The sequence below is a fragment of the Shewanella sp. 8A genome, from assembly GCF_023475945.1.
Lineage (GTDB): Bacteria > Pseudomonadota > Gammaproteobacteria > Enterobacterales > Shewanellaceae > Shewanella > Shewanella xiamenensis.
In genome coordinates, this window is the sequence record NZ_JAMDJP010000055.1 from 1 (window position 1) to 11023 (window position 11023).

At 41.4% G+C, this 11023-nt stretch carries 9 protein-coding genes; all 9 read right to left on the reverse strand.

All coding sequences use genetic code 11. The features are described from left to right. Nucleotides 1-107: 107 nt before the first annotated feature. The 9 genes from M0413_RS22135 to M0413_RS22175 all read right to left on the reverse strand — a co-directional run bounded on the left by M0413_RS22135 (nucleotide 108) and on the right by M0413_RS22175 (nucleotide 10999). Nucleotides 108-767: an ATP-binding protein gene (locus M0413_RS22135; protein WP_249555645.1), complete on the reverse strand. Its 660-nt coding sequence runs from the start codon at nucleotides 765-767 to the stop codon at nucleotides 108-110. 104 nt (nucleotides 768-871) lie between these two features. Continuing rightward, a complete protein-coding gene (locus tag M0413_RS22140; RefSeq protein ID WP_249555647.1) occupies nucleotides 872-2542 on the reverse strand; it encodes an N-6 DNA methylase in 1671 nt (556 codons plus the stop codon). 136 nt (nucleotides 2543-2678) lie between these two features. Beyond that, nucleotides 2679-4274 carry a Tn7-like element transposition protein TnsE gene (locus tag M0413_RS22145; protein WP_249555649.1) on the reverse strand — a complete coding sequence of 532 codons (1596 nt, stop codon included), beginning with the start codon at nucleotides 4272-4274 and terminating at the stop codon, nucleotides 2679-2681. Next, the gene (locus M0413_RS22150) at nucleotides 4271-5779 is read right to left on the reverse strand and encodes a TnsD family Tn7-like transposition protein (RefSeq protein ID WP_249555651.1); all 1509 of its coding nucleotides are present in this window, start codon (nucleotides 5777-5779) and stop codon (nucleotides 4271-4273) included. The genes M0413_RS22145 and M0413_RS22150 overlap by 4 nt, the downstream gene beginning before the upstream one ends. 1 nt (nucleotide 5780) lies before the next feature. Continuing rightward, on the reverse strand, nucleotides 5781-7439 hold the full coding sequence (locus M0413_RS22155) for an AAA family ATPase (RefSeq protein ID WP_249555653.1): 1659 nt from the start codon (nucleotides 7437-7439) through the stop codon (nucleotides 5781-5783). Beyond that, nucleotides 7439-9520, reverse strand: a complete 2082-nt coding sequence (locus M0413_RS22160) for a TnsB C-terminal domain-containing protein (RefSeq protein WP_249555655.1) — start codon at nucleotides 9518-9520, stop codon at nucleotides 7439-7441. Before M0413_RS22160 ends, M0413_RS22155 begins: the two co-directional genes overlap by 1 nt. Continuing rightward, on the reverse strand, nucleotides 9504-10334 hold the full coding sequence (locus M0413_RS22165; protein WP_249555657.1) for a TnsA endonuclease C-terminal domain-containing protein: 831 nt from the start codon (nucleotides 10332-10334) through the stop codon (nucleotides 9504-9506). The genes M0413_RS22160 and M0413_RS22165 overlap by 17 nt, the downstream gene beginning before the upstream one ends. 103 nt (nucleotides 10335-10437) lie before the next feature. Next, entirely contained in the window at nucleotides 10438-10734 is a 297-nt protein-coding gene (locus M0413_RS22170; protein WP_249555659.1) for a hypothetical protein, read from the reverse strand. An 88-nt stretch (nucleotides 10735-10822) separates the two neighbouring features. After that, nucleotides 10823-10999: a hypothetical protein gene (locus tag M0413_RS22175; protein ID WP_249555661.1), complete on the reverse strand. Its 177-nt coding sequence runs from the start codon at nucleotides 10997-10999 to the stop codon at nucleotides 10823-10825. Nucleotides 11000-11023 lie beyond the last annotated feature (24 nt).

Genomic DNA, 11023 nt, shown 5'->3' on the forward strand with positions numbered 1-11023 from the left:
GCTTTAAATTCTTGCGTATGGATCTTGCGGGGTTTCTTTGTTGACATACTTCACCTCAATAAGCGAGTTTACTCACTTAGCGAGATGTCCAAAAGTACCGGATCGGATCAAGGAGTCCATGCTTCTCTTGTACCCGATATTATTAGTTTTGTTCCTTTCTCAAAAAAATAGTTATCAAACTTTTCGTCACCATAATCATCAAAAGTTTCTGAAATAGTATTAGATATAACGGTGAGGTTAGCATTTGACTTAAACTTTTCCCAGTCAATAGTGACTATTTTGAAAGGTTCATCGCAGGATGTACGAGTAACGATAGTCAACATTTTACCTATTTTATGGGCTGAAAATCGACCTATTCCTTTTCGGCCAGCTCTTGGACGTTCATACACAGGTGATAATGGGTATTCTTCTTTATCTGACGTACTTATCTTCATAAAGCCTTTAACCAAGGCTTCTTTAGTCATCCCATTTCCATTATCAATTATCGTAATACTACCATCAGGCGTATCTGTATCACTGAAGATCACCTTAACTTCTGAAGAGTCAGCATCATAGCTGTTTTTAATTAGCTCACTGAGAGCTGTTGTTTTTTTTGCGACAAGTTGCTCTCCAAGACGCTTTACTAAATTTGCGTCTACAGAAAATCGTACATTATTGGTGTCAAACTCTGACAACTCAGAAGCAATTTTTAATACAGATCCATAATCGAGTTTTTTTTGTGAAATTAAATTTACTAGTTCTTTTTTTAAAGCATCTTCATTATTCATAAATATGCATACTCCGTTCGCAACATTCGTATATATATCATATGTGTAATTCATCTTAGGGTATATTCCATTTATCACCCTATATAACCAAATCACACATCTTCTTAGCCCCCTCGGCTAAGCCCTCTATACCTATCCAGCCTTAACATATGAGCACATTTATTTAATTCATCAAAATCACTTAAGGGTATATTTTCGACTTTACAAATAACGTTATCAACAATCTTTTGAGCTTCCTCTAGCAACCCTTCAGCAACCAATACGTCTATCTTAGACGTTATGTGTGAAAGTGCCTTAATTACTTTCGTGCTAGTAAAGATAGAAATATTCTTTGCCGCTGTAGGCTCAAGCTTCAAAACTCCAGAACCATATGATCTTCCTACTAACTCCGCTGAAAGTTGAGAATAAGAGGATAGGAAAGACACTGCAATAGCTTTTTTCTCTGCATAGCTCATGTTATTTGTAAAAAACACCCGATGGATAGAGTTAGTACAATTAATCTTTGAAGTATTAATGACCAATCTAGGCCCTTTATCTAACATATATGAAAGAAATCCATCAGGATACCGACCATCATCTGGATAATACCAATTCACTCTTTTTGCAAAAGTTCTATTAGTCTTACGTTTATTTCGGTCAAATTTTGCTAAATAACTTCTGACTGAAGAATTTTTCACCTGCAAATTCTCAGGGCATACAAGTAGACATTTGTGACCCTCTTGAACTATTCGGTTATGTCTAGCTGGAGTATGAATAATCCCTTTTAATTGCGAAAAACGCCCAATTACAGGTCGTAAATCTCTTTGCTCAAGGTTCAGATCGTTTGTTTCTTTCTCGCTAAGAACAAATTTCTTATTGTCACCAGTCACCATCCCTATAACGACGTTTGATATTTCTCCCATTCGTTGAGTTAAGTGACTTTGTTCCAATCTATTCATAAGTGTTATGACTGCTGAAGTCATTAAAGAGTATTTATAGTTTTCAGGAAAAATTTGTTGCAACTCGCTACTAACTGTCACTTTTTCTTTAAGTGAACTCAAATCCTCAGCAACAGAGTACTGAATGATTGCACTATCCCTAGGCTGATTGTTGAAACCATCAGCTAATAAAACAACGGATATTTCATCTGCTCCTGATGACTGAAAAAATCTTTGGTTGAGTTTTATCACCTTAAGACTCTCAAAGTGTTTTTTATATATTGAAAGCAAAGCTTTTGCATAATCAGCATGAAGCACACTACTGGGTAGCACCCAAGCTACTCGTGCATTTCTTTTAAGAAAAGATAGAGAATGAAGCAGAAAAAAAGCCCACAGACTCGCATTACTTCCTATTGTTTCATCTGCATAAGGGGATTCTCTCAGAATTTTTTTGCAACTAGCCCGCTGATGTTCAGACATATTATGCATAGAAACGTAAGGTGGATTACCAATGACAACATCAAACTCAACACAACCAAAGTCTTGCGTTGTTGTTTGAATAAAATCTTTGCAGATAAAACGATTGCTAATACTTGCAATTTTACCTAATTTATCAAATAGAAAGTCAAATGCTTTCAGGTCAATATCAGCCCCGTAAAGTTGGTTGTTTGGAGCTTCGCACCCTAATAATCTCAGCGTATTGACACTAGTTTCTAAAAAACCACATCCCCCGAAACTAGGCTCTAAAACAACCTCATCAGGGGCACGAATAGCCCAATCACACAACACTTGGCTTAAGTTGTTAGGTGTGTAATAGGCGCCTAAGGCTTTACGTTCAGCTTTTGAATGAGTAGACATAGTGTTGTTAAAAATACAGTTATTTAGTGTCTTATATCGATATTGTACCACTGGGTCAATGATAAACGGGCATCGATAACAAAATAGACTAAGGCACTCAGTATCGATAGCTGATAAGTCTATCGATAAACATTAGTTATGTAAGGGATTCAAAAAACCTATCACTCCATTTCACAACCTCTTTTTCGCTTAAAGCTCCTCCTTTGCCAGACTTCTGATGCGGAACCCAAAAGTGATTTTCATTACCAACTAAAGCATTCAGATGCTCCTTAGGCCAAGACAAGGAAGCCTTTAGCAGTTGTTTTTCTATCTCATGTAGGTGTGACTCTATGTCACCAATTGCGCTGGCACGGATTACTTTTGTCGACAACGCCTTACTGGAATCAGATGTATCAACCTCCAATAGGTAATAACCAGTTGTTTCTACAGTGATATGAGTGACCGACAAACATCTAGAGTTACCGTCCGTTTCCAGAATATGCCTTTTGCATTTACCAATGGCAGGCAGTTTTCTAAGTGGATATTTTACGACCTCACAGCCATGCTTTTTCTCCAGAAGATCCAACATCGCAAAGTAGCTAGTAAATTTGTCTAAATACAGATGAGAATCGTCCGTTTGCTCGTTCAAATTATCCCATTCAGCACTCGGTAGATCACCGTTTGGCCCCTGCTCTTCAGTACTGACATCGCTAGAAGCTTCACTTGGTTCCTCCTCGTCTTTTTTACCGCGGCCCACAGACTTTCTTTTCTTACTGACCTTAGATGTTTGCACTGCTCGGTCAAACTCAAACTCCGTAGTATTTTCACTTATCATGACCGGCTTATTATCACGACTTCCCTCTGCGGTTTCGTCGATATCATGATTAGGTGGGCGATCAGCTCCTGTTCTTGCTGCTCGGCCCTGTCCGTTTACTTGGGAATAAAATTTGGGGCTGAAAAATTCGATATGTTCCGGCAGATCGGTAGGTATATTTAAAATGCTGGATATTTCATAGACAAACAGGGTATTAGTCTTGAGATCAAAATGCCCCTTCAGTTTCAACTTAGCTCCTTTTAGCGCAGGAGGGTCAAACCTAAAGGCCCAACGCCGGTATTGCCCCACATCGTATCCATCGTTCAATTGGTAATTGCCGATACTCTCAAATGAAGGCTTAGCATCTTTGTCCATCAGCAACCAAGCGATTAATCGACGATAACCATAATCATTGAATAACTCCCAGTTTCCAGAAAAGGTTTCCAGTACATTGATGATGGTCTTATCACCATCTTGCTCAAGGGAAAACTCATTACTCAATAGATCGTGAACCACCGAAGAACGGGCTAAGTAGGCATTATGGAAGAATAATGCTCGCGCCAACTCGAACTGAGGTAGGTACACCCTAGTTCCGTCAATCAGTTGAAACACAAAACAGTATTGACCTAATTCCTTGGGTAATCGTCTTTCAAGAGCAGGACAATTTTCGAGCTTATCAACTTGCCAATTACTGGTTGTAGAGATTTTAATCGTCTTTTCAAAATCTTTACGATAATAGTCTTTGGTCGGATTGATTATGTGCTTACGTATAAGGATAGGTGCATTAGAAAGGATAATTGCATCAGGGCCGTTATCTTTACTTGGATAAATACTGAGGTTAATTCCCCATTGTTTACTATCCTTTTTACGGAATAGATCACCTATACCATTGATCCAAGTATCGTCTTTAAATCCCTTAAGATGCGTAGTACCGTTCAAATCCCAATGATTTCCTTTAGAAATAGACTTGCTTGTTCGGTGAGGCGTTCTTCGCTAAGTCCTGACTTTCTCAAAACTTGCCAACGTTTCAGCGGCTCGTCATTCAACATAAGAGATATAACTGTTCCGGTTATTCTTCTTATTTGATATTCAAAGATATTTTCACAATAACGATCAAAAAACAATCTGCACAACGGAAGTAATTTCAAGTGTTTTTCAATACTAGCTTTATGATCAAGCTGGTTTAGATACCAGCTTATCGAGCGTCTGGGCATATCCTGCAATAGCTCGCTCAATTCACGAATGTGTATCAGCTTTTTAACTGTATCTCGATCACGTTTCTGCCAGTCAACCTTTGCTTTATGTTTTGGTTGCGGCATTTTATTAACCTGATTTGTTTTGAGTAACCAATCTCTGTCACGACGATAAAGCCAAGCATAAAGATCATCAAAACCATTGAGGCGTGCTTGCTTGGTTCCTTGTATTTCAATGGCTTTTCGCCATCGATTGCGACATTCATTCAGTAAATGTTTATCTGTTCCACTCAGTATCTTGCTCGATTTTTTCTTATCTGGCTTGAGCCGTATAACACTATCGATGACACTTGCAAGCTTCCATCTAGGTTCTAAGAAGGCATGAAGTACAACTAAATGCTCTAAGTAGCTAAAAGCCTTACGATGCTTACGAAATATACTTTTAAGCCAATTAGCTTCGTCGTCATTTGGCATTAGCCCATATCGGGAAAGCCAGTTTGTGCCCCAAAAACTGAGGACTTTGTCACGGATAAGGTCATGACGTATAAAAGAGCCACGAGTGCATAAGTGATTAACTGCTAGATTGGCGTACCAAAGACTCCATTGTGAGAACTCTGGTGCAAGCACAACCTCTAGGTTCAACAAGTCATTAATACTTTCAGCAAGCAAGTTGTATTGCCATTCACCTTGAAGCTGTTCAACCTTAGGGCAAATAGTCAAATCAGCGGCTAAAAACTCATGCCTATGCACATCGTGGCGAAATATTTGTGAATCTATGAGCTTGCCATGAACAAGGCAAATTTCGGAACCAGCAACTTGCCAATCGCGCCGCCAATAGCATTCTCCATGTTTGCTTAACTGCTCGAGCATACAAGTTGGACAATATCTTAGGTATTTAGGCTGTCTTATACGCGAAGCCGCCACCCCGACCGAGAGATGAACAGAACTTTTACTGTTTGCCGTAAGCTCCTTAACTAGAGCTATCCGTTTTATTTCGCCTACGAAAGGTGCATACAAAGGAAAAAGAGTATTTCGATAGAGCAAACCGAGCGATGTAATCTCAAGTTCTTCAGGATAGAGTGCTGCGATATGTTGTAAGTGCGATGGCAAATCTGACGAAGCAATGATCTTAGTATCACCGAATACTTCAAATAACAGCTCCTTTGGCGAAGCTATACCACTGTGGATCCCATGCCTTGCAATAGTGCTGTACAGCAGTTCATCGCGATAAGGCAAAGGAAAGCCCAACATATCAGCCTACTTTCTTCAGCCACTTAGGCACATCGAACAATTCTTTACCGTATTTCAACTCTTCGTAAAGTCGCCCTTTGTCTGCTTGAGAGAATTTGAACCTCAAATCTTCGGAATCCAGCGTATGCCAATCCGAGGGCTTAATAGTCTGAGTTTTGACCTTTTTTGGTGATTCGGAAGGTTTGGAATACCAGTCCAGAATAATTCGGCTTAGCTCAGGAAGAGACAAATTCGGATGCTGCTTGAAAGCATTAACAATCAGTGGCTGCAACAATTCTGAGTCGCATCCCATAGCCTGTAACATGGTATACAGCCGCATAGCGTTCTCATCACCGGCAAAGGCCGCTTCATTTTCTTTTTCGCTCTGTCGCTCTTCAATTAGTCTCCTTAGCTCAATAAGGCGCTTATCAATCCCTGGTAACTGTAAATCTGAATATTTAACGATAAGCTGAGGATCATCTCTACGTAAAGCGTCCAACATGGGATGTACTGGCTTTAACTCTTGCTCATATACGGTCCGCAACAATTTAGTGGTGATCCGCTCCAACCCCGTAGAAATAGCTCGCATCTGTGCAAGCACGAATATTTTCACGACTATATCGATGACACCCTGCGACAAATCAAACCAACAATCGCGAATTTCATCACTCAACACCTCATCACGATTGCTCAACCACTGGTATTGCCAAAGCTTGTCAGTAAATGCCTGCCATTCGGTTCTTCTCGATTTTCCCGTCTTAGGATCCGCTTTAGCTAAACCTTCTTGCATAGGCTCCCAAAACAGCGAACCGAACCCAGCACTGCGTCGACCAGCCTGAAGTTCCATTTCAAATATAGGCCTAGCTTTAGGCGTACCCACCATCACAACGGGCACCCCAACCACGTTTACAAGCGCAACAAAAAACTCCAGCATCGCTTCTTTGCTTATCGAACGCTTCAACGTTAATCGTTGAATTTCATCTATGACCAAAACACCTATTGCCCGCTGTGTTGCCACCTGTCCCATAAGAGAAAGCAGGACTTCAGTACTATGGCGTTTACGAGCATACTTTTCTTCATATCCAGTATGGAGGGTACGATCAACTTCGCGGAAAAAATTCAGGCATAAGCTCTTCAACGAGCCATCTGACGGGCATTCGATTCTCAGATAGGGCATCTGAATGAAGTTATATTTTTTGTGATAAATGACTTGCGGATAAGTCGCGAGAATACGATTAATTGTCGAACTCTTGCCGCTACCAGAACAGCCAATCAATGACATGCTCTTTGCCGTCGAGTTCGATTGTGTAAAACGAAAATCGTTCGTAGCTCCTGACATAATCCTTTGGTAGCCTTCCTGCATCTTCTGATTCAGGGAACCGTCCGCAATATTACGCCCCACATAACCACCGCGGATCATGACTGATATTTTCTCCTCTAACTGCTTGTGAATAGACAGTGGCTGGAAAAAATCATCGAGTAGTGCACTAATCTCGTGAGCACGTATATGCCCTTTTACATAACAGTCCTTAGGGTTGAACTCCACCTTACCTGTTAGCTTAACCTTGAGGTCTTGTAAATCCATTATAGGCGGCAGAGCCTCAATCAGCGGATTACCGCGATAGCGTTCGAGACCAGGATCGATGTAAACTGCATCGACAAAGTTATCTGGTAATGACATCAGTCATCCTCCCCAAATAGTTCATCGATATAATCAGGATAATCCAAGTCTGGCTCAGGGTTTACAAGATGGATCACCTTACCAGGTTTTCTATTATCCTTTGTAACGGGATGGTGCGCCTTCTCAGCTCTCTCCCTAGCCTTTTCTTCCCGCTTATTTTCGTTGATAGCACGTATCCGCTCAGCATTGGAAATCCCCGAAGTACTAGGTGCAGTCTTTTCCGCTTGAGCTATCTTATCGATGACAAATTGCTCATGTTGTCGTTTCTTTGCCTTAGACTGCACACGAGCTTGCCCAGTCGTCATTTTCTGCTCATCACGAAGTAGCCAGACATCCCAAAATGAGGCGCCTTGAAACTCTCTTGATCGGTCAGCCAAGTTACATACCCAATACTTGTTATTACCCTTTTCCGGAAAAAGGTAAATTCTATCGGCAACAAGTGGATCGTAAGCAGCTTCCATATTGGCTGGACGCTTCACATCCTTCCCTCTATGCGTCCAACCCAATTGCAGCAATTCAGAAGACGTATAGTAAATACCGAATAGACAAACTCCCAACTCAGACAAAGTGGCCGTTTTTCTTGGCAAAAGGGCGATACGAAGCGCATCTTCATCAGCTTGGTGCAAGCGTCCTGTTCGGTGCTGTAAACCCCAGTTCCACAAGTGAATAGGGGTTGTAGACAGATCCGTCGGCATATCTGAATCTCTGTCATACTTTTCAAGTACTGCGTACTGATTATGATAAAGCACTGATGAGATGATGATCTGAGAAAACTCTTTTACTGTTAGCTTCGCGTCTAGCCGATAGTCGTTTCCACCGCGTTTTTTTACCATAGTACCCGAGACATAACCTGGCACAAACGAACCAAAGGAAGCCTGAATAGTTTTGAAATTACGTTCAACAATACCTTTTGCATCACCTCGGTAGGGCGGCGTATTTTCTATTCTGACTGCAAAATTGCTCTCTAAACTCTCAATCTGATGACCCAGTAGCTCACCTCTATCAGCTAGAATGGCATCCGGTAGGCCTACACTAGGCCAATCCTCCGATGCAATATCAAAACCTAACGCTTTGCAGTACGACGTTTTATCGGTAGCCGCCATAAACAAAGCCTGCATAGCTGCAGCATAGGAGGCATTTTCAAAACCAATATAGAAACCAACAATCATGCGGCTGAACACATCAATAACCATATAAACAACGGGACGGCCGACGATGTTTGCCCTCTCACTATCTGATACAAGATAAAGATCAGCTATTGTGGCATCTATCTCGTAACGAGATCCTGGTCCAAGCACTTGAGTATTGGCAGTACTATGAAGGGGCCTAATATCTTTATTATATTCAACGTTCGACACACGCTTTCTTAGCTTTTCAGGTTGAGAATACTCGCGCTTGTAGAAGTGCATCATCTGCCAGTTACTGGGCAATTCTTCTTGAGGCGTATCAGGAAAATAATTTAAATACAGAGTCTCGAAACGACGATGAGCATAAGGGAACGAATGGCCCTTATCTTTCAGGAGATAGCGGTCAATTGCGATACGAAAAAGACGTTCAATAAATTCATCAATTTTAGCCCCAGTTCCTGGCTCATATTTACGCGGACGCCCAAGCTTTTTATCCTTGGCCAACCGTCGTTTACCCTTGCCACCGGAATTTTTATAATCAGGTAATAGAGCGTTCGGCGTCTGCCCACGCTGCCAGTAACGACGAGCCAGCCGATATAGCGTCTGTTTAGTTGAACCATGCTCAGCAAGAATGCCTTTAATAACCGCTCCGCGGCTTTGAGGCCTATAAAAGTCCGGTAGAGCAAGTAGTGGTTTAATTAATGCGTAGTTTGTATCGCGCTTGGTTCTAGCAACACTACCTTCAATAGGTGTTTCAAAGGAAAGTTTTTTATACGGATCATTTGTACGTTCAAGATTTTCCTGATCAATTGCCTTTGTCAGTTCGCTCGTCAATATTAATTCAGGAAAAGCAGTTGCGTCATCGATATCTATCCATACCAAATACTCGCCGAGTTGTTGCAGAACTCGATATCTATGCTCACCAAACTTAAGAACCTCATTGATTCGAAACAAGGTATGTCTCCCTGATAAAACCTAGCTCTCCAGCATTCAAATCACACGCCTTGAGTTTGGTTGTTGGAATGAAGATATCGAAGGAGAAATAGCGCTTGGCCAGCAAGCACCTTACTTCGTAAAGCGATTCGCCAAGCGGCAGGTCATAGGCCGCATCCAATTCCTTGCACAAGGCGAGTACTGTCTTATTAGGGTTCTTTTTGAAATGATGGGCATAGAATTCGATCTGCTGCAGTGCCAGCTCAGCGTCCTCTGCTTCTTCCCTTTGTGCCGAATAGAGCCATTTGATGTTTCTAGTCACCACATCAGGCACGTCTTGTTCTGTGATCAGATACCAAGGCAAGGTTTTCTCCTGCCAATAGAGACGCTCGAGTTCAACTTTTTCGACAGTTCTCACATCGCTCAAAGCCGAGGAATGCTTTGCCTGCAATACAAACCTTGGTTCTTCCTCATCGGTAGAATCGACCAAAAAATCCGACGACATGTACTGATCGATACCCGCGATGTTTGGATGTTTTATCCCTGCGCTGCCAGCAAGTCGGCGAGTGATATCACGCTCAAGTGGAAATTGCTCGCGGATCTGAGTGACTTCACAGTGCCACTCCAGCATAAGGAATACCGAAAGTTCTATATCAGAAAAAAGGTGATGGGTTCTTTGCGATTTGTGGCCAAATACACGATGAACACGCCCTAAAGATGGAAAATCCCTAACGGTTAACCAAGGTTTGTAGTCTGCATGCAGGCCACTCCCTCGACCTTCCTTTATCCATTTGCCAAATTGCTGCTCTGAGCAGCCCTTTAATCGTGAAGCCATAAAAAACCACCGATATTAGCTCGTTAATCGAGCATAATGACGATGGTTTTAGTATGCAACTTTATTACCTCTCTTTTTTAGAGCTGATGACCTTATAGTACTATCAACCTAAACGGTAATATTGGTGCCTTCTTTTTGAGTTATGCTTCCAACTTTTTGCTACATCAAAGACATGTGAAGGGTAATCATCCCAAGAATCTGCTAGCAGTTTCCCACGAGCAGCACGAAGTTTAACTGGATACCCCTTGCATTCAATCAAATGCATGAAGTAAAAACTTTTTTCTTGTTTAGTACTAAAATATTTATGGAAACCGCTACGAATAGTGGGATATCGCCACCATAAATATTTTGAATGTTCCTCATTAATAGTCTGTATGTAATGTGATTTTAGCTTTTTCATACACCCTCCAGGTTTACGTTACCTAGAAGGGGTCCTCTTCAAAATAGTTCATATATTCACTCTCACTTATATAAAATATAAATCAGGCCTAATCCCAATCACAGTTTGGCCCCCCAAACTCCAAACCAACTGGACCACCTAAAGCACCTTGCAACTTTCGCTTTTTGCACCAAGCAATGGCTTTGTTTCCTAAATCAGTTGAACTAAAACCATAGCTGGTGATCTGATCGGCATAGCCTATCAACTCACCCATCAATCGTGTCAAAACCTCGCTATAAAACAACTAACT